Origin of the sequence: Endozoicomonas sp. (assembly GCF_965196975.1) — a bacterium.
Lineage (GTDB): Bacteria > Pseudomonadota > Gammaproteobacteria > Pseudomonadales > Endozoicomonadaceae > Endozoicomonas.
In genome coordinates this window covers 4,292,181-4,316,244 of sequence record NZ_OZ239981.1, presented here as the reverse complement: position 1 = coordinate 4,316,244, position 24,064 = coordinate 4,292,181, and the positions used below count along the sequence as shown (strand labels likewise).

16 protein-coding genes are annotated in these 24,064 nt (G+C 47.5%); 7 read left to right on the top strand and 9 right to left on the bottom strand.

Translation table 11 applies throughout. The features are described from left to right. Positions 1–43: 43 nt before the first annotated feature. Entirely contained in the window at positions 44–2,041 is a 1,998-nt protein-coding gene (gene tkt, locus ACOCLE_RS19380) for a transketolase (protein ID WP_419533856.1), read from the bottom strand. Between the two features lie 257 nt (positions 2,042–2,298). Beyond that, entirely contained in the window at positions 2,299–3,735 is a 1,437-nt protein-coding gene (locus ACOCLE_RS19375) for an Npt1/Npt2 family nucleotide transporter (protein WP_419533855.1), read from the bottom strand. Between the two features lie 245 nt (positions 3,736–3,980). On the opposite strand from ACOCLE_RS19375, the gene ACOCLE_RS19370 reads away from it, so the two are divergent. The 6 genes from ACOCLE_RS19370 (at position 3,981) to ACOCLE_RS19345 (ending at position 10,459) form a co-directional block, all read left to right on the top strand. Beyond that, a complete protein-coding gene (locus ACOCLE_RS19370) occupies positions 3,981–4,943 on the top strand; it encodes an ArsR/SmtB family transcription factor (RefSeq protein ID WP_419533854.1) in 963 nt (320 codons plus the stop codon). 103 nt (positions 4,944–5,046) lie between these two features. Next, positions 5,047–6,210, top strand: coding sequence for a methionine adenosyltransferase (gene metK, locus ACOCLE_RS19365; RefSeq protein WP_419533853.1), 1,164 nt, complete (start codon positions 5,047–5,049; stop codon positions 6,208–6,210). A 349-nt stretch (positions 6,211–6,559) separates the two neighbouring features. Further along, the gene (ahcY, locus tag ACOCLE_RS19360; protein ID WP_419533852.1) at positions 6,560–7,975 is read left to right on the top strand and encodes an adenosylhomocysteinase; all 1,416 of its coding nucleotides are present in this window, start codon (positions 6,560–6,562) and stop codon (positions 7,973–7,975) included. 59 nt (positions 7,976–8,034) lie between these two features. After that, positions 8,035–8,895, top strand: coding sequence for a methylenetetrahydrofolate reductase [NAD(P)H] (gene metF / locus ACOCLE_RS19355; protein WP_419533851.1), 861 nt, complete (start codon positions 8,035–8,037; stop codon positions 8,893–8,895). A gap of 122 nt (positions 8,896–9,017) precedes the next feature. Then, positions 9,018–9,743: a 16S rRNA (uracil(1498)-N(3))-methyltransferase gene (locus ACOCLE_RS19350; RefSeq protein WP_419533850.1), complete on the top strand. Its 726-nt coding sequence runs from the start codon at positions 9,018–9,020 to the stop codon at positions 9,741–9,743. A gap of 188 nt (positions 9,744–9,931) precedes the next feature. After that, on the top strand, positions 9,932–10,459 hold the full coding sequence (locus ACOCLE_RS19345; RefSeq protein ID WP_419533849.1) for a DUF3332 domain-containing protein: 528 nt from the start codon (positions 9,932–9,934) through the stop codon (positions 10,457–10,459). A 15-nt stretch (positions 10,460–10,474) separates the two neighbouring features. Here the strand turns inward: ACOCLE_RS19345 and ACOCLE_RS19340 are convergent, their stop codons facing one another. Next, positions 10,475–11,518, bottom strand: a complete 1,044-nt coding sequence (locus ACOCLE_RS19340) for a transposase (protein ID WP_419533005.1) — start codon at positions 11,516–11,518, stop codon at positions 10,475–10,477. A gap of 185 nt (positions 11,519–11,703) precedes the next feature. On the opposite strand from ACOCLE_RS19340, the gene ACOCLE_RS19335 reads away from it, so the two are divergent. After that, entirely contained in the window at positions 11,704–13,185 is a 1,482-nt protein-coding gene (locus tag ACOCLE_RS19335) for a hypothetical protein (RefSeq protein WP_419533848.1), read from the top strand. A 190-nt stretch (positions 13,186–13,375) separates the two neighbouring features. On the opposite strand, the gene ACOCLE_RS19330 is transcribed toward ACOCLE_RS19335, so the two are convergent. The 6 genes from ACOCLE_RS19330 to pilG all read right to left on the bottom strand — a co-directional run bounded on the left by ACOCLE_RS19330 (position 13,376) and on the right by pilG (position 23,991). Further along, positions 13,376–13,855 (bottom strand): chemotaxis protein CheW, encoded by a 480-nt coding sequence (locus ACOCLE_RS19330; protein ID WP_419533847.1) that lies wholly within the window; start codon positions 13,853–13,855, stop codon positions 13,376–13,378. A gap of 70 nt (positions 13,856–13,925) precedes the next feature. After that, positions 13,926–20,213 (bottom strand): Hpt domain-containing protein, encoded by a 6,288-nt coding sequence (locus ACOCLE_RS19325; RefSeq protein ID WP_419533846.1) that lies wholly within the window; start codon positions 20,211–20,213, stop codon positions 13,926–13,928. Positions 20,214–20,337: 124 nt separating this feature from the next. Further along, on the bottom strand, positions 20,338–22,314 hold the full coding sequence (locus ACOCLE_RS19320) for a methyl-accepting chemotaxis protein (RefSeq protein ID WP_419537233.1): 1,977 nt from the start codon (positions 22,312–22,314) through the stop codon (positions 20,338–20,340). Between the two features lie 133 nt (positions 22,315–22,447). Then, a complete protein-coding gene (locus ACOCLE_RS19315) occupies positions 22,448–23,005 on the bottom strand; it encodes a chemotaxis protein CheW (RefSeq protein ID WP_419533845.1) in 558 nt (185 codons plus the stop codon). 80 nt (positions 23,006–23,085) lie between these two features. Then, on the bottom strand, positions 23,086–23,460 hold the full coding sequence (pilH, locus tag ACOCLE_RS19310) for a twitching motility response regulator PilH (RefSeq protein ID WP_419537232.1): 375 nt from the start codon (positions 23,458–23,460) through the stop codon (positions 23,086–23,088). A 132-nt stretch (positions 23,461–23,592) separates the two neighbouring features. Further along, the gene (gene pilG, locus ACOCLE_RS19305) at positions 23,593–23,991 is read right to left on the bottom strand and encodes a twitching motility response regulator PilG (protein WP_419533844.1); all 399 of its coding nucleotides are present in this window, start codon (positions 23,989–23,991) and stop codon (positions 23,593–23,595) included. Positions 23,992–24,064 lie beyond the last annotated feature (73 nt).

Below are 24,064 nucleotides of genomic sequence, written 5' to 3'. Positions count from 1 at the left end.
AGACTTACGTCTATCGCCGTTTTTAATGGGGAGTGTTGATTGATTAGTCGAGCAGATCTTCTGCCGCTGCAACAATGTTCTCAACGGTAAAGCCAAAGTATGGGAACAGGTCTTCAGCCGGAGCGGACTCACCGTAGGTAGTCATACCAATGATGCGACCATCCAGTCCAACATACTTGTACCAGAAGTCCGCAGCCGCTGCTTCAATAGCAATGCGCGCAGGAACTTCCAGGGGGAGAACAGACTGTTTGTACTCAGCGTCCTGGGCATCAAATACATCCGTAGATGGCATGGATACAACACGCACTTTACGCCCCTGCTCAGAGAGAGCAGCCTCGGCTTTCATGGCCAGTTCTACTTCTGATCCAGTGGCGATCAGAATCAGTTCAGGCGTGCCTTCACACTCTTTCAGAATGTAGCCGCCACGTTCAACCTGAGCAACCTGCTCATCCGTTCTTACCATGCACGGCAGACCCTGGCGGGAGAAGATGAGAGCGCTTGGCCCATCCACACGCTCAATGGCATGTTTCCAGGCAACGGCAGACTCAACCGTATCGCATGGGCGCCATGCATTCATATTTGGGGTCATGCGCAGGCTGGCAATTTGCTCAATAGGCTGGTGGGTTGGACCATCTTCACCCAGGCCGATGGAGTCGTGGGTGTAAACCAGAATTGAGCGCTGTTTCATCAGAGCTGCCATACGAACGGCATTACAGGCGTATTCCATGAAGACCAGGAAGGTTGCTCCGTAAGGAATAAAGCCACCGTGCAGGGCAATACCATTCATCATGGCGGTCATGCCGAACTCACGAACACCGTAGAACAGGTAGTTGCCATCAGCGTCTTCACGCTTAATGCCTTTGGAGCCACTCCAGAGAGTCAGGTTGGAACCTGCCAGATCTGCAGAACCACCCAGCAGTTCAGGAAGTATTGGGCCGTAGGCGTTCAGGGTATTCTGGGATGCTTTGCGGCTAGCAACCTTTTCACCTTCCTGCTGGCAGGATTTGATGTAAGCAGAAGATTTTTCCGCAAAGTCAGCGGGCAATTCACCTTTCTGGCGACGAGTAAATTCAGCGGCGAGTTCAGGGTATTCAGCCTGGTAGGCAGAGAATTTCTCGTTCCAGGAAGTTTCTTTTGCTGCTCCGGCCTCTTTGGCATTCCACTGACTGTAGATATCTGAAGGTACTTCAAAAGAGTCGTAGTTCCAGCCGAGACGCTCACGGGTCAGCTTGATTTCTTCATCGCCCAGTGGCGCGCCGTGACAGTCTTCCTTACCTTCTTTATTCGGTGAGCCAAAGCCAATGATGGTCTTGCAGCAGATCAGAGTAGGTTTATCCTTTTCGGCTCGAGCTGCTTCAATAGCCGCTTTAATGGCTTCAGCATCGTGACCATCAACAGCAGGAATGACATGCCAGTTATAAGCTTCAAAACGCTTGACCGTATCGTCGGTGAACCAGCCTTCCACTTCACCATCAATGGAGATGCCGTTGTCATCGTAAAATGCGATCAGCTTGCCTAGCCCGAGAGTGCCTGCCAGTGAGCAGACTTCGTGGGAGATCCCTTCCATCATGCAGCCATCACCCATGAAGGCATAGGTGTAGTGGTCAACAATATCATGACCAGGCTTGTTAAACTGGGCTGCCAGCGCTTTCTCTGCAGCGGCCATGCCTACTGCGTTAGCGATACCCTGACCCAGAGGGCCCGTAGTGGTTTCAATGCCTGGCGCATAGCCATATTCTGGATGGCCTGCTGTTTTTGAGTGCAGCTGGCGGAAGTTTTTCAGGTCGTCGATGCTCAGCTCATATCCGGTCAGATGGAGCAGAGAGTAAATCAGCATGGAACCATGGCCATTCGACAGAATAAAGCGGTCACGATCCACCCACTCTGGATTAGCAGGGTTGTGGTTCATAAAGTCGCGCCACAGCACTTCAGCAATATCCGCCATCCCCATTGGGGCGCCGGGATGACCGGATTTTGCTTTTTGTACGGCGTCCATGCTGAGGGCGCGAATGGCATTGGCAAGCTCACGACGTGAGGACATGGGAATCTTTGCTCCTGGGAATCCAGTCTGTTTAAATTCGTGCGCTATTTTAAAGCCTTCACGCACAAACTTAAAACAATATGCACAGTTTGGTTGCAGTCCTTGAGTATTTTCATGGCAATCAACTGCTTATATGGGCAGATAAACAACTGTCTCCAAACACATCATATCAAATAAGAATTCCAAACCTGTTATGTCTGGATAAGTCGAATAGCGCCTCAATGTGGAGTAAGACTCGCGTCTGATATAAGCAGACCCTAAAGGTCCGTTCGCTCGTGATAGTGCCGGCCAAGATGTTTGATAGCGATCAGCCATAAGGCGATAGCCAGTATAAAAGCGCCTGCTAACCAAGACATGGCAAGACTGAGAGAACCAAAAAAGGCGATTAGAATCTGCTGAAAAAAAGAGCTTCCTGATTTGCCAACACGGCTGACTACTAATTCAATAGCAGCTTTTCCTTTGTACTTACGTTCTGCATCAAGAGGCACAAAGGTAATTTCTTTGGTTGCATCAAACAGTGTGTACTTTGCCGATTTTCCAAGAGCATGGCAGTACATACCTATCTGCAGGCCAATCATTGGTAGGTCAAAGCAGCACATACCGAAAAAACTGATCTGGGCTTTCTGGAAGAATGCCAGCAGAAAAAAAGGAAGTGCGGTCGCTGTCAGGATAATAGGGGTTGCAAAGGCTGCGGCCCACCAGCTGATGTTCAGCAAAGCTGGTGTTAGCAGGCCACAGATAAGGCTTCCTATTCCATTAATCAGGGCTACCTTGCCCATAAACATCGAGTAGTCTGCCTCACTGGGGTACTGCTGAACAAGCTGACTCTTCCATGCCAGTTCGACCATATTGATGGCTACGCAGTATGCCAGCATCACCAGAGCAATGCTGGCAAGATAGGGGCAGCGAAACAGATACTTTGCGCTGGCCATTAACGGCAGATTAGTCGTGGTATGTCTCTGCCTTGCTGGATCAGCAATCTTCTTTGGGGTTAATCGATAGCAGTACTCATTGAGGACCAGAATCAGCAAACCAAAAATGACGAACAACAATGATAGAGTCTTCAAGCTTTCTTGCCAGCCAGAGCCTGGTGTTGAGATTTCTCTGGAAACACAGTAGTAAAGCAGTGGGCCTGAAATAATGGATGCGCTGCTCCCAATCATTGTTATCAGGGGGTATTGCCGGGTAGCGCTTTGCGTGTTGTGGAAATCATTTACGGCAGTCCAGAAAAGGATGCAGATAACCGCAGAGCCCCAAAGTTCAGCCAAGGCAAAGAAGAGGGTCAGTGGCCAGTAATGGATCATGCCCGCAATAAATTGGAGATGGTCCGGAATCAGAAGAGAGAACTGGTCAAGAATCACTGTAGGCGCGAATGACTCAAGATTTGGATAAATCACCAGTGAAAACAGGGGCATCCAGATTAGAAAAGGGATCAGTGCAACCACAAAGAGTGTACGTTTATTGAGTCGGTTGGCCAGAAAACTGTAGGTTATTAGAAAAATGAAAGCGACAGGCATAACAACACCCAGCTTGATAAAGGGAATCGCTTCCGCGCCAAGCCGGGTAATTAGCAAAGACTCTTTTAGATTCCAGAGAATGTCAAAGTTGAAGATGCAGCAGGACATCATGGCAATTTGCAGATAAAGCATTGAACTTGAATTACCAGCAACATCCCTGGATATAGTTCTAGTCATATGCAGCGTACTTTCCTACCTCTCGTTTGTTACCTCCAAGTCCTCGTTTCTAGCAGGTGCTTTAATATAGGCTTGAGAGCGCTGCATAAATATAGTGCAGAGAACCAGTCTCTTGTGTCTATTAATTGTATATAAGAATATTTTGATATAGGTTTTGGCTCTTGCTAAACTTCTTTGCTGAAATATCCCAGTAAATGAGTCAATGATTTACTGCGCAGATGTAAGGTGATGGGAAAGGATGACTTGTGTTGACGGATGCTTTTGAACAGCTGGCCGTAGTAAGTAAAGCCTGTGGCGATGTTCTGAGATTACAGATTCTCAGGGTCTTGAGTACTGAATCCCTCGGCGTGCTGGAGTTGAGCGGTGTGTTTGATATGCGCCAGCCGGCTATGAGTCATCATTTGAAAGTTTTATCTCAGGCAGGGTTGGTTTCAACCCGTAAAGAGGGAAACACGGTCTTTTACCGCCGGGCCCTTCCTCCATCTGCTGGGCATCTTGAAGGTGTAGTACGCTCTTTGTTTCAAGCCGTGGATGGGTTGCAGCTACCAGATGATCTTGCTGATCGGCTTCAGGCTATTCGCCAGCAGCGGTCAGAACTGTCTCAGGCATTCTTTGCTCGAAATACTGAAGAATTTCGTCAGCATCAGGAGTTAATCGCTGAACACCAGCTCTATGCTGAAACGGTTGCTGATCTTATTGCCGCAACGGACTTTCCTGAGAAGAGTCTTGCTCTTGAACTGGGGCCTGGTGAAGGCAATTTCCTAGAGGTAATCTCTTCTGAGTTTAAGTTGGTTTATGCGGTGGATAACTCAGAAAAAATGCTGAGTTACTCCCGGGAGCTGGCTAAACAACAAAGCATTGGTAATGTCACCTTTGTTCACGGGGAGATCCAGTCGCTGAGCAACATGACCGGCGCATTTGACTGTATCGTCATCAATATGGTGCTGCATCATGTTCCAAGTCCAGCTGAAATCTTCAACTGGTCTTCCCGGCTGCTAAAGCCAGGCGGAAGTGTCTTTATCAGTGAACTCAGCCACCATGATCAGGACTGGGTTCGGGAGTCTTGTGGAGACCTGTGGCTTGGTTTCAGTGCAGAAGAATTGGCTCAATGGGCGGATAAAGCCGGATTGGTCAGCGGTGAATCCCAGTATCTGGGGTTGCGTAACGGTTTTCAAATCCAGGTTCGACGGTTCTTTCTTTCGGAATGAGCGATGGCCTGGTTAGCGCCTCACATCAAGAATGTATTTAATGAACCGTATGTTTCATTAAATAAAGAGGTTAGTTAAATTTTTTTAAGAGGATTAAACGGCTATGTCTGAGTATTCGCTATTCACATCAGAGTCAGTTTCTGAAGGGCATCCAGACAAAATTGCTGACCAGATTTCTGATGCCATTCTGGATGCCATCATCAAAGATGACCCAGACGCACGCGTTGCAGTTGAGACTATGGTTAAAACCGGTATGGTGGTTGTTGCCGGTGAAGTTCGCACCACAACCTATGTCGATATAGAAGAACTTGTCCGCAAAGTTGTTACAGATATTGGTTATAACCATGGAGATCTGGGCTTTGATGGTGAATGCGTAGCGGTTCTGAATGCGATTGGTAAGCAGTCTCCGGATATTGCTGTTGGAGTTGATGAGACTGAAGAGCATGAGCAGGGCGCTGGCGATCAGGGGCTGATGTTTGGTTATGCCACCAATGAAACACCGGTTCTGATGCCTGCTCCCATTTACTATGCGCATGAACTGGTTAAGCGTCAGGCTCAGCTTCGTAAGAATGGTGTTCTGTCCTGGTTGCGTCCAGATGCCAAAAGTCAGGTAACCATGCGCTATGACCAGAATGGCAAAGTTCAGAGTGTAGATGCCGTTGTGCTTTCTACCCAGCACTCCCCTGATGTCTCTTTGGAAGAGATTCGCCATGAAGTTCTGGAGCAGATTATTAAGCCTGTTTTCCCGGAAGGCTGGCTCCATGAAGAGACCAAATATCACATTAACCCGACGGGAATTTTTGTGATTGGAGGCCCTGTTGGTGACTGCGGCCTGACCGGACGCAAGATTATTGTGGACACTTATGGCGGCATGGCTCGTCATGGTGGTGGTGCGTTCTCCGGTAAGGACCCATCTAAGGTTGATCGCTCTGCAGCCTACGCTGGTCGTTATGTCGCCAAGAACATTGTTGCTGCAGGTTTGGCTGATCGCTGTGAAATCCAGGTCTCCTACGCTATTGGTGTTTCTGAGCCTACCTCTATTTCGATCAATACCTTTGGGACTGGTAAAGTTTCAGATGAGCGTATTGTTGAGCTGGTTCGAGAGTACTTCGATCTGCGTGCAGGCGGACTGGTGAAGATGCTGGACCTCAAGCGCCCGATCTATCAAGCTACGGCTGCCTACGGCCACTTTGGTCGTGAAGAGGCTGAATTTACCTGGGAGCGTACCGATAAAGCGGAGCAGCTTCGCAAGGCAGCAGGCCTCTAATAATCTCCTCTCAAGGCGGCCAATTGGCTGCCTTTTTTCTATGCATTCTTCTCAATGCCCTGTTGGTAGCATTCTGAGTTAGCCATAAGGCCATTTGATAATTTTGAACTTACGCAATACTCATAAGGTATATATGCGAACGATACAGGGCATGACAGCTCCATTTTCAAGCTGTGGTTGGTCGCATGCCTGATTGAGGTCATCCCGCTAACTCTCTTCCTCTTGCTTTCACTTATTGGTACATAGATTTAAGGTTAATCTTTGTCTATATCAAAATTTATTGATATAGATTTGTGCCGCTGCTAGACTTTATTAAAATTCGGATAATACGCAGAGTGGGATGAGTTTTATGAGTGCTAACCCTGATTTAACTGCTGATTTTCAAAGCTCCGTCAAGGCTCAGGACTATCGAGTAGCTGATATTTCTCTTGCGGACTGGGGAAGACGTGAGATCCAGATAGCGGAAGGTGAAATGCCTGCCTTGATGGCGATTCGGGCTAAATACCGTGATCAGCAGCCGCTGAAAGGTGCAAAGATCATGGGTTGCATTCACATGACCATCCAGACGGCCGTGCTTATTGAAACTCTGGTAGAACTTGGAGCTGAAGTACGCTGGTCTTCCTGTAATATCTTCTCGACCCAGGATCATGCAGCCGCTGCTATAGCAGCAGTTGGTATACCCGTTTTTGCCTGGAAGGGCGAGACAGAAGAGGAGTTCTGGTGGTGTATCGAGCAGACTGTTCTTGATGGTGCTGGTAAGCCGTGGCAAGCCAACATGGTACTGGATGATGGCGGTGACCTGACACTGCTTCTACACGATAAGTACCCAGAACTATTGGATAACATTCATGGCATTTCTGAGGAAACCACAACTGGGGTTCACCGTCTTCTGGAAATGCTGGAAAAAGGCACTCTGAAAGTCCCGGCGATCAACGTCAATGATGCGGTTACCAAAAGCAAAAATGACAACAAATACGGTTGTCGCCATTCCCTGAATGATGCCATCAAACGAGCAACTGACCATCTGCTGGCGGGTAAGAAAGCACTGGTAGTTGGTTACGGCGATGTAGGTAAAGGGTCTGCAGCTTCCCTTCGACAGGAAGGCATGATTGTAAAGGTGACAGAAGTTGATCCTATCTGTGCCATGCAGGCCTGTATGGATGGCTTTGAAGTGGTATCACCCTATACCAATGGCGTTAACGATGGATCGGAGGCCTCTATCAATAAAGAGCTTCTGGCTACCACTGATTTGCTGGTAACGACCACGGGTAATGTGCACGTTTGTGATCGCAATATGCTGAAAGCTCTGAAAAGTGGCTGTGTGGTATGCAATATCGGACACTTTGATACCGAGATTGATACTCAATTCATGCGGGAACACTGGATCTGGGAAGAGGTTAAACCTCAGGTGCACAAGATTGTCAGAGATGGTTCTTCAAATGACCATTTGATCTTGCTTTCCGAGGGACGTTTGGTGAACCTGGGGAATGCCACTGGGCATCCATCGCGTATTATGGATGGCTCTTTTGCTAACCAGGTTCTGGCTCAGATTCACCTGTACGAGGCTGGGTTTGCAAACCTGCCAGCAGATCAGAAGTCAGAAAAGCTGGCGGTAACTGTGTTGCCGAAGAAACTGGATGAAGAAGTTGCAGCCTACATGGTGGAAGGCTTTGGTGGTGTCATAACTCAGTTGACCCAGGATCAGGCTGATTACATCAATGTGCCCGTTGATGGCCCCTTCAAGAGCAACGATTACAAATACTAAACGTCTTTTAAGCTGGCTGATGCCTCCTCATCAGCCAGCTTCCTCTGCTGGTGAATGCCATGGCAAATACAATAACCAATAACACCCCTATCAGCTTTGAGTTCTTTCCTACTAAAACCGAAGAGGGTGCCCAGAAGCTTGAGCAGCATGCTATCAGCTTAGCCAGATACCAACCGGAATTTTTCTCGGTGACTTATGGTGCTGGTGGCTCTACACGGGATAGAACTCTTGAAACTGTGCTATCAACCCAGAACCAAACTCGTATCGCAACAGCACCACACCTTTCCTGTGTTGGGGATTCCCGCGAACAGATTAAAGAGTTGCTGAATTTTTACCGTAACCAAGGCATTAAACGTATTGTTGCTCTGAGAGGCGACCTTCCTTCAGGTATGGGACGTGACAGTGGTGAAATGCGTTATGCCAATGAGCTGGTGGAGTTCATTCGTACAGAAACGGGAGATCACTTCCATATCGAGGTTGCCGCTTATCCTGAAGTCCATCCGCAGGCGCCGAATATGGAAAAAGATCTGGAAAACTTCAAGCGTAAGGTGGATGCGGGTGCTAATTCGGCAATTACCCAGTATTTCTTTAATGCGGACAGTTATTTCTATTTCCTGGAACGCATCCGCTCGTTTGGTATTGATGTTCCAGTGATTCCCGGAATCATGCCGATTACCAACTATACCCGTCTGGCTCGTTTTTCTGATGCCTGTGGTGCAGAGATTCCAAGATGGATTCGTAAGCAACTGGAATCCTATGGCGATGACATAACCAGTATTAAAAAGTTTGGTGAAGAGATAGTGACCCAGCTTTGTGAAAAATTATTGGAAGGTGGCGCTCCAGGTTTGCACTTTTATACGCTGAATCAGGCAGCTCCCTGTCAGGGTATTTGTGACAACCTCGGTATTTCTGCTTCCTGACATTTTTTGCATCCACAGAGACCACAAAGCGAGCGGAAAATTTTTTTACACGCTTTGTGGTCTCTGTAGTTAAGCGCTTATAATTCCTCTTTAATTACAATCTCTCCCTCTACATTACTCCCATGAGAAACCCTCGTATTTATTCAGAGCAGCCGCTTAAGGCTGACAGCTCCATCGAACTCTCGGAAAGTGCAGCCAATCATGTCGGTCGCGTTTTACGAATGAAGCCCAGTGAACCTCTGGTCCTGTTTAATGGTGAGGGGGGCGCCTGGCAGGGAACGATAGAAAGTGTCAGCAAAAAAGCGGTGACGGTTTACCTGGAGTCGTTTATCGAAGGTGATGCCCAGTCTCCTTTGACTATTGAGCTTGGCCAAACGCTCAGTCGTGGAGAGCGTATGGATTATGCCATTCAGAAAGCAACAGAGGCAGGGGTAACCTCCATCACTCCGTTATGGAGTGAACGGTGTGAAGTGAAGTTGAATGCTGAGCGTTTGGATAAACGGGTCAAGCACTGGCAACAGGTGGCTATCAGTGCTTGTGAGCAGTGCGGTCGTAATATCGTGCCGATAATTCATATACCAGTTAAGCTTGAAGACTGGCTCTCAACTCGAGCTACTGAGTTGAACTTTGTACTGCATCATCGAACTCGAGAGAAATTAAGTGGCTATGAACAGCCTAGGTCAGTGTCTCTGTTGATTGGTCCGGAAGGAGGCCTGGCAGCACAGGAAATTGAGTTGGCTGAGAGGTATCGCTTTAACCCACTCGCATTAGGCCCCCGTGTTCTGAGAACGGAAACTGCGCCTGTGGTTGCCATCTCGCTGATGCAGTACCTTTGGGGAGATTATTGATAGTACCTATGAGATCAGTATAAGTAGCGAAAGTAAATGGCTGGTCAGTTCGAGTAAAAGTCCTATAATTCGCCGTCCTTTTTTGTAAGAGCTTTTAGTTATGAAAAGGCCGCTTTTCAGGCTCTTTACTTATTTGGTCCCAAGCAAGCGGCACATTTAGCTTTGGACTGTTTTGGAGTAAATGATTCATGAAAAAGGTGGCGATTAAAGCTCTGGCTGTTGCTGTTTTTGCTGCATCACTGACTGGCTGTATGGGTCAGATGGGCACCTCTGCTATGGTGACCAAAGCAAACCTGTCTGTTGTTGACAACCGTTATGGTCGTGCTGGACTGTTCATGCTGCTCAGCCCTGTTTACGGTATTGCAGCGACTGCTGACTTCTTCATCTTCAATACGATTGAATTCTGGACTGGCACTAACCCAATTACAGGCAAGTCTCCAGCGGTTGTTGATATGCCTGTAGACGCCATCTTCAAGGTCAACCACAAGCTGGACAAATCCATGACTGAAGTGCCTCTGGATGGTGTTGCTTCTACTTCTTTCAAGCAGGTTGATGAGAATACTGTTGAAATGCAGCTGACTTACACTGATGGTAAGCAAGCGATCATGTGTGGTGAAAAGTCTGGCGAGGCTGTCAATTTCTTCATGGATGGTGAGTTTGTTGCTACTGCTCAGGTTACTGAATTGAATGATTATGTTGCTTCCAAGCAGTCTTAATTGATTCAGTAGAACTTACGCATTGACAGCTCTGATAAAAGATGGTCTCAGCCAGTCTTTACCATCAGAGAAGCTCTTAATGAAGTCCCAAATAGCATCCTTGAGCGCATCATTCTTAACGCGATAGATGCTACTGAGAGATTCAGATACTTTCTTGGCCTGAAGGCAGGCATACCCAAAGATAGAGGCAAAAATATGGTTCCTGACCTGCTGCTTTCCTCTCACCTGAAAGCGCTCAATACTGCAGAGTTGTTTCAGCGCCCGGTGATACTCTTCGATCGCCCAATGGTGCAGGTGAAGTTCATTAAAGCCTACCTGTGGTGATACCTCTGATCCAGCATGGGGTGTGTAGACGACGTAATGGCGCAGCTCGTTTTTTAGCCGCGTCCGGTACAAACGCACAGAACCAAAATTACGTAGCCAAACGGTTATTCCCTCTTCAGGAATCTCCAGGCTCTGCACTTGTTGGTAGTCACCCTTTTGGATAGAAACAGTACGGTTGCTTTTAACGGCAAACATAAAACCCAGACCGTTGTTTTTCACAGTCTTCAGGTTTGCGGCACTGCTATACCAGGAATCCCCCGTAACAAATGCAGGTCGTAAGCCCCATACAAGTACTTCTTTCAGCATCTCGAGAAAATAATCATTTTTGGACTTTCCGTCCGCAGAGTCATAGATACGGAAATTGACAGGAAGGCTATAGCCTTTGATATCGGTGTAATAGAGCGTTATGAGATTAATGCCCTTGACGGCTTTATGATGCTTGCCCGAGTAATGATAGCCGATGAATGCCGTGTAGTTACTGTACGGCTTATCCAGCACCGTATCATCAACCGATAGCGTGCCCCCATCAAGAATCAGCCTTGCGGCTACTTCCATGAAAAGGTCATTGGGAGCAAAGTCTTCACGTTGTAGAAAACGGTTAACGCTGTGGTGTGACATATCTCCGATCTCACTAAGGCGAGTACAGGTTGCTGATTTCGGCTCACACAATAGAAACCCTGTATATTTCGGCAAATCACACCCAGCTGTTGTAGGTCTTGTTATCTTTCTACGCACGACGACATCCGCTATTTTTTGCTGATCTAGCAATTTTTACAGCTGCCTGTCAATGCGAAAGTCCTATTCAGTTAAAAAAAGGGAGCCTAGAGCTCCCTTTTTTATGGGATTTTGGTTTTAGACGATGGAACTATAAAAATAAAATACAGTCCAACATTGGCTTAATGTAATACTTGGAATTGATAATGCCAGAAATTGGAGGGATATCGTCATCAATCGCAGGAAAAATAGCATCAACATTTGAAGAAGATGTTCTAGGTTACATAGATACCTATCCTCGGTGGAGTGTAATTGAGGGGCGTCGCTACTATATTGATGGGCTTTCGATGGAAGGTCGGCGTAAATTCATTCCTACAGGTATTATAGAAGATTTTAAATGCTTCGAGAAATTTGCTATACGACCATTTGACTGTCACTCTTCAAAAGATTTGATTCATAATTCTACGCACTTTTTTAATCGTGAATTTAAGGTGGTCGATCCTGAAGATAGTATTACTCTTCAAAATGATGATGAGTGTGAAGCCTTTATTGTTGGTGGCGATAGTAAAAGTAATAGTGCTGAATTACTTGTCGCTGTTAATGATAGGGATAAAATGGTGGCTGGAAAGAAAATGATCCTGACCAACTCTGGTAAGAAAAGTGTTTTACCCTTTGCCAAGGAAAAGGGAGTAAGTTTTGAAAGTCGCCTGAAAGGAAAAAATATTTGGCTGAAACCCTCAGAGTCGGTTCTATTAGAGTTTGAGATAGAAAGGGATAGAAGAGTGTGGAAGGAGGTAGGAAAGAGCATATCTCACAATGTTTTTTTCGATGCTAACCCACTGGCTCGGCAGTCAGGCCCGATACTCCAGTACATAGAGGGTGGGATAAGTAAAGGAGTTAATTATGAGTTCGATGGTGAGCTATATCTTCCCCTGAATGCAACTAATAGATTATTACAGAGTAAGATTAAAACTGGTAATGGATCATATTGTCGGTTTGTTTGTGCCAATAGTGATGCGGAAATAAAGGCATTCCTTGAAGTTATAAAGGTTGAGTTGCAAGAGAGAGAAACTTCGTTGGGCAAGAAAGAATTTATGCTTCCATGTATAGTTTTTGAGCACCTGCCGGAGCATCATACATTGGCTCTTGCTTTCCATGTGAAAGAGGGTGTCGTATATTGTTATCTTCATGAGACCTTAGGATGCCAAAGTAATCTGGCTAAGACAATACGAAGTAAACTATTAAAAGTTATTCAACCCTGTTTCTCTGGTTATTCACTTGTTTGCCTCTTTCCAAGAGAGGCTATGCAAAAGGATTTCAGTGTTTGTGGCGTTTTTGCTATTAAGTTCATTAAATATATTAGCAAAAATCCTAAGACATGGATCTCCTTGATGGAAGAGCAGGGTGTTCCGGAAAAAAAGTTAGAAACTAGAGCTGTTCCACTGGAAATACTACCTGCTGAATTATTGAAAATGTGTCAGTATGACGGGCTTGCCTCACAAGAGCAGAAAAATTATCCGGTAGTGGGTGAAAAAAGAGGAGGGGGAACACTTGAGCAATATTGGGCCGCATATTCAGGCCGGAATCATAGGGGGATAAAAAACGTGCAGCTCTGGTTAAGTTATGTAAATATTACTCGGATTATAATGGCCTTAAAGAAAAGGAAGGAAGAAGAAAAGTTAAGGTAGCACGTTGTGCTCAATCTATTGTTTCAAGAGCCTCTGGTAAACGGAATTTGAGAGAGCGTGATAATAGTTTGTATCAACCAGGGCCTAAAAAGGAAAAAATCCGGGATGCTCTTACTGGTCGAACCATATATGTGGAAAAATTTGAGGTAGAGTCCTGCCATGGACTGCTACCCATCAAACAAATATGAGACTAGTGTTTAGCCTCGAGCTTACTGATGGAAACCACCGCTGCAATTTTCTGCTCTAGAAGTTCAAGATCAGGAATAGACGCAGGAACATCTCTCAGAATCACTCTGTGCTTTTCCATCGGTCCTTTTTCTTCTGCTGAATTTCGCACTTCTTCCCGCACCAGTGTTAGTGGCTGTGGTACACCCTGCACGACCATTGCATAGAATGGCAGGTTATCGTTTTTACTGGTGCGATGCATAATAGCGATACGGTTGGTGGCAGAGAACTCGGCAAATCTCCCCTGGTTCAGCCTTTCAAAGGAAACAACCGGAATCTTGATACCCCGCCAGCGAAGATCGCCCAGCAACCACTCGGTGTCCGGGTAGTTTTGTTCTGGGCGGCTGTAGTCCTGAATACCTGCAATGCATGCCGACGGTATCAGCAGGGGGCGCTGCTGCATTGGCATCAATACTGACGAAATAGGCTGGTGGCTTCCGGACATGGTTTCCTCTTAATTCTGGTGCCATTGAGGCTGCTTTTGCTGATAACAGCACTTTCTGAAAGCGCTGTCTTCAAGCCGTCTCAACCTCAATTAATTTTTCAATGGCTTCGAGCAGTGGCCCTTCCTGGAAAGGCTTACCTATGTACTCATTAACACCAAGGCTGAAGGCCCGGTTGCGATGCTTCTCACCGGTTCTGGACGTGATCATGATAATGGGAAGACCCTGAAGCTCTGGGTCGTTTCTGACAGCACTGGCCACCTCAAAACCATCCATGCGTGGCATTTCAATATCCAGAAGCATAATATCCGGTTTGTGTTCTGAGAGCATTGTCATTGCTTCTACACCATCCCGGGCAGACGTGACCTCGTAGCCTTGGCGTGTCAGCAAACGGCTGGTAACTTTTCGTACAGTTACAGAGTCGTCTACAACCAGAACCTTAACCGCTTGGTCACTGCTATCAAGTTCATATTTTTCTACTGAAGCCGGTTTGGTAATAAGATGCTTTCGATACAGTGCCGCAGGATCCAGGATAACAACAACTCGGCCATCGCCAAGGATAGTTGCACCATTAACCCCTGCCAGCCCAGAGAACTGGATTCCCAGGCTTTTGGTAATGATCTCCCTGCTGCCTACAATTGAATCAACCTGAACAGCAATATTCTCGCTTCCTCTTTGAACCAGTACAACTGGACACTGTCCGCCACTGATTTTCGGGGTGCCTGTACCGATCAAAGCACCCATATAAATCAACTGGTGTTCAGTACCATTACCATACACAAGAGGGGCGTTGTTTCTGTAGCAGTCGGTCAGCATGGTAGACGACATCATAGAAATGCCGTCAATGGCATGCATTGGAAGTGCGTACAGACTATTGCCCACTTCCACCATGAGAGCCCGGTTAATGGAGAGGGTAAATGGTAACCGGAGCGAGAAATGTGTCCCCTGACCCGTTTCAGAGTTGACCTGGAGACTGCCGCCGAGCTGGCGCACCGAGTTATTCACAACGTCCAGCCCGACTCCGCGACCAGAAAGATGGGTTACATTACTGGCAGTGCTGAACCCGGACTTCATAATCAGTTCAATAGCTTCCTGATCGCTTATATGTTCATCTGAGCTGATCAGCTTCTGTTCAACTGCCTTGGCCTTAACTGCTTCGATATTGATACCGCGACCATCATCGGACAATTCAACAACAACATCTGCTCCATCCCGGCGAATTGACAGAGAAATTTGACCGGTTTCCGGTTTGCCTGAGTTCCTTCGCTCTTCTGCTGTGTCCTCAATGCCATGACCAATGGCATTTCTCAGCATGTGCTCCAGAGGGGCCAGTATCCGCTCAAGCATGGTTCTGTCCATTTCGCCTTCAGCATTACTGACCAAAAGTTCAACTGGCTTATTCAGGTCGTCAGATACCTGTCGGACAATCTTGCGCAGCCTAGGTACCAGACGACTGAAAGATACCATTCGGGCTTTCATGAGCTGTTCCTGAAGCTCAATTTGGGTTCTGGACTGTTGCAGAAGCAGTGTCTCTGTATCCCGGGTTTTCTCCTGTAGCGCTTCACGCAGGTCCATAAGGTCGGATGCAGATTCAACCAATGAGTGAGAAAGCTGGGACAGTTCGGAGTACTGATCCATTTCCAACGGGTCAAAGTCAGGATTATCACCCAGATCACCCTGATGTCGGGAAATAATCTGGGTCTGTGTTTCTATATCAAGGCGTCGAAGCTGTTCTCGAACCCGGAGAATGGTTCGATTCATCTCTTCAAGTGTTCTGGTGGCATCTGCTGTTTGTTGCTCGATACGGGAGCGACTGATGCTGGTTTCTCCAGCGAGATTGATCAGTGTTTCCAGCAGTTCTGAAGGAACCCGGACCATTTCGCTGGACGCTGACTGAAGAGCATTTTCTTCACTATCCGTAGTGATCTGAGGGGCTACCTTGATGGTAGAAATTGGTTCCGGTAAGGGTTCAGTCTGTGGTCGATCAGGAAGATCAGTGACCAGTCCACTCTCAGACAACCTATGACTGACTGGCTCAGCAACTGAGGTCTGTCCAAGGTAATCAGGTAAAGCTTCAATATTGGCGGCTGGTGAATCACTGGCGTTCAGCCGACTCTTCCACTGTCTGAGTTCTTCCAGCATACGCTGAACATCGGGAGATGAGTCACCTCTACCAAGCGCCTTTAGCATTCCTTCGATGGTATCATGCGTTTTCTGTATCAGTGCCAGTGGTGCGCTTTCAAGCTCACAGCTACCGTTGGTAATGGATTCATAGATATCTTCAAGGGCATGGCTGAGTTCTCCCAGCTCGTTGAGCTCTGCCATCATTGCTCCACCTTTCAGGGTGTGCAAGCAGCGTTGAAGCTCATGAATCGGTTGGAGTTCATTAGGGTTTCTTAGCCATGTTTCCAGAGACTGTGCCGAATCCTCAAGGAGTTCATAAGCCTCCTCAATAAACAGCTTTCGCAGTTCCTGGTCAGACTCATTCTCACTGATAAAAGAGGCAAGTGATTGTTTTTCAGCCGGTGTTATTGCATCTGAAGACCTGGCTTCCAAGCGCTCAAAGTGCTCGTCTGAAATTGACGACAGTACAATTTCCTCATCAGCATCCAGAATAAACTCAAAGGCATCACTCTCTGGGCCTTGTTTTGAAGAGTTATCAAGTTCTGATGTGGATGGTTCTGCTTCACTAAGCTCGTGCTCAGGCAAAAGCGATTCAAGCGCCTCACGTAAAGCGCTGAATACTGTCTGTGGAGATTCCGGTGTTTGCTGGGAGGCTACCTGGTTCATCATTTCGACCAGTGCCTCGAAGCCATCAGTAAATGGTGGCAATAGCTGCTGGGGGAGTTTGGTTTCGTGAGTTTCCAGATAAACGCAGACATCCCGTAGTACGTCACAGAGCTCTGTCATGGCTGACAGACCTGCTTCATTCGCATTTTCAGCTAGAACTTTCAGTTCAAACTTGAACTGATCAAGCTCCTCAAGCGGAATGTTATTAACCCATATCTTGAGGTAACTGCTGGCATCCAGTAACAGATCAAGGTCACTCGCCAGGAAAAGAGCTGCTTGTTGGCCTGTTGGTTGCTTTTCTGATGGGCTCTCTGCTCCCAGCTCATCCTTCAAACTGTTGCTAAGTAGCTGGTTATGAAGTGCGTTTAGCCAGTTCAGGAAACTATCGACTTTAAGCTCAAGAGACTGTGGGGCTGTTTGGAGTTGCAGTAATGCATCTTCAATCAGATCAACGCCCTGCTCCAGCATACTAATGACTTGGTTGTCAGCTGGAACCAGATGAGCGCGAAACTCTTTGATGGTTTTCTCGATAGCGGCAATCAGCTCTGCAAGAGGCGTGATTTCAGCCATAAATGCACTGCCTTTCAGGGTGTGCAAGGCTCGTTGGACGGTATCGGTGATCTGGATATCACCACCAAATTGGTGTCCGCTTTCGATAAACTCTTTTACTACCCCGAGGTGGCTTCTGGCTTCACTGTCAAAAATTTCCAGTAGCTGTTGGTCGTATCCACTCTCCAGCTCACCGGTTTGTTCTTCCGTGTCAGGTTTACCTGCTACAGCCGTTGCTGGTGGTTCTAACGATTCCGTAGCGGTGTTATTCAGAGCTTCTTCAGCCTTCTCTTCCACAATGTTACCGAACATCATGGCGGGCTCTTGCTGATCAGTGTCTACTGACTCCTCACGATCCACCGCAAAACTGATCCCTTTGCCCAAGGCATCTGCTTTTTCCATACAAAGCAGGACTTCTGGTGTTAGCTGCTGGCTGTCTTTGGCAAAGTCATTCACCAGCTCGGGCAGCATGGTAATGATTTCATCGAGCAGTTCGACCATTGGCTCGGAAGCAGCAATGGAGCTCTCTATTACGCTGTTTAGCATATTCTCGACGGACCATGCCAGCTCACCAATAACATCAGCTCCAATCATTCGGCCGCTACCCTTCAGGGTATGAAAGGCTCTTCGGATCTCATCGATGCTGGTTTCATCATTGATGTTGTTGCGCCAGTTAGGGAGTTCGGCTTCGAGCTGCTGTTGAACTTCTGTCGCTTCCTCGACGAAGATCTCATGAAGGTCTTCGTCACTCTCTTCATCCAGAGAAACACGTAAGTTTTCTTCTAAAGAGAAAGAGTCGTCACTGGAAGAAGTGATACTGGGCGCCACACTCTCAGAGACATGACCTGTCAGACTTGTGTTGTCGCTTATTGCTGAGGTGTTATCTGAAAAGGAGATGGTATTGTCAGCTGCTGTGGACTCTTCAATATGAGAAAGACCTTCAAGAGAAGGCAGGTCATCTTCATTCAAGGAGAAATCAATAGCCAATGGTTGTTCGTCAGCTTCTGTTTCTGGTCTCTCAACAGACACCGAATCTGGAAGCAGACTCTCCATCTCGGATAGGTCAATTGATGGGGAAAAAGAAGGAACCTGCTCTGTGCTATTGTCTTGAGAGGCACTCTGACTATCGGTTGTGAACTCGATTGTCAGACCATAATCTGGCTCTTGTTCAGAAGCTTCTGCAGTAACAGACGTCGGTTCTTCGTAGTGAAATTCGATAACGTCCTTTTCTGCAGCCTCTTTTTCCAGAGCCGCTTTCTCTTCATCTGAAAGTAGGTGTACGGCGAATGGGTTAACCTTGGCTCTCGTCTCTGCAGGGGCTGGTGTGGCTGATACTTCGGGCTCGGTGCTCGTTACCTGAAGGGATGACTCCAGCTTATTGAGGCTTTCCTGAGTAATATCCAGCGTTTTCTCGGAGTGAGTAGAAGCGCCACCACTCAGCTGTTCCAGATAGTACTCAATACTGGATAGCGTATCTGCCAGGGCTTCAAGCTCATCAAGGCTTGGCTTAAGGTTCTTATCAAGCCACTGATTCTGAATATGCCGTGAGCAGCGGCTGATTAACTCTGCAACCCTGTTAAGCGGGATAATCGCAAGGCCTCCCTGGATACTTTTTATCAGGGGGAGAAGTTTGACTAAAAACTCCTGATTATGCTGACTACCCAGGTAGTCGACGACGGCTCCTTTTGCTTGCTCCAAGTTTTCTCTGGCCTCATGGATCACCGTTTGATGAATATCATTCATCTGGGCAGATACGGAGGATTGGCCGGTTACAGAGCGGTTTAAGCCCATGAACTGATTCAGGCCGGCTTCAATTTCTAATAACTGGGCTGCTGTATTGATCAGAACCTCATGAACCTGCTCAGATGGCTGATCACTGTTCAGAATGGCTTGCAGGTGACTTGACTCTTTTTGCATGATGTTCTGCAAATGGTCGAGACCAAGCATGCAAAGCGTGTCAGAGATTTGCTGGCAGGTGGCGAGCTGGTCCCGAAGTCTGCTCTTATTGACCTCAGGATTTAGCAGGTAAAGGTCCAGAGCATCTTTGACATGAGCGAGCTCTTCCTTAATAGCTTTCACCACAGGAGCCGCCGCATCGAAGCTGATCAGGTTTATGTCCTGAGGCTCAGATTCGAGAGCCTTCTCGAGTGAATAACGACGCTTCAGAGAGAGAATAAGTGCATTGTCACTATTCGCTTTACCAATCCGGTATAAAATTTCTCTTAACAGCTCTTCTGATGGGAGAGTATTCAGGCGTTTGGTTTCTTCAGTGGCCAGGCACTTCAACTCATGATCCATTTCACGCAGTATTGTGATGGCATGGTTGTCTATGGCAATGGAGCCTTCCTTGAGGCCTTCTGAAAAGGCTGTGCAGGCATCCCATAATGGGGAAATAGGTGAGTCCCAGCACAGATTTTGCAGCTTGGCAAATATTTTGCTGATCACTGCGAGCTGCTGTTCTCGCTGGCTATCTCTGAGCACTCCTGCAAGGCAGAGTTGATATTTCTGGCGTATTTTCCGCACCAGAACGGCAAAACCACTGGCTTGCAGCTTTGTCAGCTGAGCTTCTGGAATCGGCGCTATGGTATGAATGATAATGGGTGTAAAGAAGTCAATATCGGACAAAGCACGTTGCCCGCGAAGCTGCCGCATTTCGCTCAGCAGGGTCTTTAACAGGCCCGGAGAATCCTTACCAGACCTTGATGTATGAGCCAGATAGCCGGGTAGCTGAAGCATTGCCTGAATCAGTATAACCAGTTGTTCCTGAGCATTCTCAATTGGCGTTCCTTTCAGACTATCCAATAGCAGCAGAATTTCGCGGGTAAGCAGTCGGGCTCCCTTCTGCTTTAACACCTTTAATGTGCTGTGAATCTGCTGAATTTTTGTACGGCAATTCTCCAGAAGCACTAAGTCATCTGTTGAGTCAGCATACTGTTCAAGGTCTTGACGGGCTTCAGTGAGGGTACTGTCAATCTCCCCAATCACCCAGTCCAGACCTATGTATTCACGCTGTTCGACCATGCCGGGCTCCCGTTCCAGCTACCATTCCCGCTTTCGTAAGCGCTCTTCTTAACAAGAGGGCCTGAGCGGTGGGCATCATGCTTGTTCTCATACTCTTGTCTCTTGCAGAGTCAGTCTTCCTGTCTCAGGACTCTGTCGTCTCAGGCAGTTTGAAACCAGTAACCGACTGACGCATCTCCATTGCCATGCCGGCCAGGTCACCGATAGACTGAGCGGTTGCCTTGGTACCTGAAGAGGTTTGAATCGAAATATCCCGAATGGCCACCATGCGGTTGGAGATTTGAGATGCTGACTGTGCCTGAATTTTTGCGGTTTCAGAAATGTTCCGGATAAGACCTGACAGGCTATTAGAGACCTGCTCGATCTCTTCCAGAGCAACACCCGCATCCTGTGCCAGGCGAGCCCCGTGTACCACTTCAGAAGTGGTTTGCTCCATGGAAATTACTGCTTCATTTGTATCAGTCTGGATGGTTGAAACGAGAGCTTCTACCTGCTTGGTTGCCGCCGATACACGCTCTGCCAGACGTTGTACCTCATCTGCGACTACAGCAAAGCCCCGACCTGCCTCACCGGCCATGGAGGCCTGGATGGCAGCGTTCAGAGATAGAATGTTGGTCTGGTCGGCGATCTCATTGATCAGGGAGATGATGTCACCGATCTCCTGAGAAGACTCACCCAGTCGCTTAAGACGTTTGGAGGTATCCTGAATCTGTTCACGAATGGTGGTCATGCCATCAATCGTATTTCGTACAACCAGTCCACCGTTAGCCGCAATTTGTACAGAGCGTTCGGCAACATCAGCAGAGTCTGATGCTTCACTGGAAACCTTATCAATGGACTCTGCCATCTGGTTAACAGACTGCGTTGTTGCGCCGATTTCCTGAGCCTGATGGTCGGACGCTTCAGCAAGCAGACGTGCGGTTGACTGGGTTTCCTGAGCTGCAGCATCTACTTTTACTGCGGTCTGGTTGATGGTATTAACCAGGGCTCGCAGCTGCTCAATAGAAAAGTTAATGGAGTCCGCAATGGCTCCGGTAAAGTCCTCGGTTACACTGGCTTTAACGGTCAAGTCACCGTCTGCCAGATCCGCCATCTCATCAAGCAGTCGCAGAATCGCTTTCTGATTAGCGGCACTCTGAGCTTCCGTAGCTTCACTTTGGGTCTTAGTCTCTTCCAGACGACGGTGGGTATCCATGATGATGGACATTGCGGTCAGCAGGACAAACAGTAAGGAAAGTCCACCAGAGACCATAATGGCCAGCTCAAGTGTCTTCTGTTCTATAGTGGAAGCAGACAATGTATCTGCCAGTACAGATGTCTGCTGCAGCAGTTGCTGAGAGTCGGTGAAGATGATGTCTGATGCGGCACGTACCTGAAACAGTTCCGGAGAGGTTTCCAGAATCTCATCAACACTGCCGTCCACGAATTCAAACAGGTCAGAAATCTCCATGAGACGGTCAATGGCTTCATCGTCAGTTACCTGACTAATTCGCATGGCAATGTTGCCTTCCAACATCCCATCAAGTACGCGACCAAAGAGTTTAGCGTCTCGGCCAAAACTATCAGCGGCCATAATGGAGTCTTCACCACCTTCAAGAACCTTGGCTACGCTTCGGATAATACGTTCTGCCAACCAGGGCTGGCGCTGTGCCATAGCAATCTGATCAGAAGGTGCATTATTTTCCAGCAGGATTTCTACAACTTCATCGTATTCAATTTGCAGCTGGGGAATGGTTTCGCTCAATGTGGTAGCAACGTCGTGCAGTGACAGTACGGTATCCTGGGCAGAGAGGATACTATCTGCTTCAACTTTCATTTCAGACCAGGCAGAACCAAGGGCTTCGATCTGCTGGGCTGCAGCACTATTGGAGGTATCAACAAAAGGGAGTACCGAGAGTTTGGCACTATTCAGTTCGCCAATATATTGGCCAAACATTGAGGTAGCATCTTTCAACAGAGGAAAGGCTTCTTCTTTACCGGCGGCCGCTTCTGAAGCGTTTTTGGCAATCTGCTGGGAAAGAACCCGGAGTTCACCCGCGTTGGTTGCATGGGTATGCAGAAGCTGTGATTGCTGGTCGTTATAGATAAATGCACCGGTCATCACAGACAGAGACAGCACCAGCATTGTGATCGAAGCGATCGTGGCCCTGTTAGCCTTGCTTCCCTGTCCCCTTTTCGCTTGATTGCCTTTCATGGTTTATTCCCCGATTTCTAATATGAAATCAAAATCCTGTTTATTCGCTGGCGGCTTTTAGAAAACGCTCGTTAGTAACGAGTCCCTCAACACTGAAGACGACATAGTGTTGATCTTTGGAATATGAGCCCCGGGTAAATGGGTGGACACTTTCCGGGAGTGATGCCGGTATCTCGTCCGAGTAGCTACTGGTTGTAAATTGCTGCATTCCCTTAACTTCATCAACAATCAGACCGACAGATAGATCTTTCTTCTCAATGACAAGAATCCGATTGTTTTGGTTAGGTTTTGCGGACAATTGACTGTTCAATCCGTAACTCAGGAACTCTCCCAGGCTGACAATAGGGATCAGGCGTCCCCGGACATTCGCTATTCCTTTGACCCAGCGCTGAACACCAGGTAATGGTGTTGTTTGAGGAACAGGAAGAATTTCAGAGACTGAGCCAACCTGAACCATATAGTGCTGACCATTCAATAGAAAACTGACGCCCTGCCAATAGCTCATATCATCTTGATCGTCAGGTATTGGGGCGCTGTACAGGGAGGCACTTTGCTCAAGTGCTTCCAAGTAGTCGAATGGGTGAGTGGAGTTGGTCATTGTACTCCTTTCCTTAGAGGATCCCTTTACTGGTCAAAGTCGTGAATGTGAATAGCATGGTTATTAGACGTAGACTTTATTCAGGCAGCAACATCGCTTAACACTTCGTTAAGGGTTTCCAGAAGGAGGTTTTCCTTGATGGGTTTGGTCAAATAGTTCTTGGCTCCCTGGCGCATACCCCAGACGCGGTCGGTTTCCTGATCCTTGGTGGTTACAATAATGACTGGAATATGGCCAGTGCTACCGTCTTTAGAGAGTTGGCGGGTAGCTTGAAAACCATTCAAACCGGGCATGACGATATCCATTAACACCGCATCCGGTTGTTCTTCCCTGCAAAGGGCAACACCATCGGCACCATTGTCGGCAGTCAGTACTGTATGACCATGCTTTTCAAGCATTGCGCTCAGTTGGTAGAGTTCGGTTGGTGAGTCGTCAACAATCAATACCTTAGCCATAAATCCCCCGGTGTTGTCGGCCTTTGTATAGTTATTCAGGCCGGCACCTAACTTGGTTACTTGCTTCACATTATTTCTTGATACTCCCCGGAACAATTCAAATGAATGCAGGCAGGGAGCTCTTAATTTTACTTAAACCGCCAGAGCGTAGTCAGGGCAGTGATCTCGAATAGCTCCAAACAGCTCATCACGGCTGAATGGTTTGGTCAGATAGTAGTCTGAACCGGCAATACGCCCTCTGGCACGGTCAAAGAGTCCATCTTTGCTTGACAGCATGATGACAGGAATCTTTTTAAATGCACTATTGTTTTTGATGAGCGCGCAGGTCTGGTAGCCATCCAGGCGGGGCATCATGATATCAACAAAGATGATGTCTGGTTCGGATTCAGCAATTTTTGCCAATGCATCAAAGCCATCAGTGGCCGTAACCACCAGACAGCCCGCTTTTTTCAAAAGAGTTTCAGCAGTTCGACGAATCGTCTTGCTGTCATCAATGATCATGACCTTGAGGTCTTTTTCGCCACCTTGCATGTTTTTCCCCTGGCAATCCACAGAAGAAGCGAAAATGGTTCGCTGCCATTCTTTCTTGTCGATCCGTTCTCAA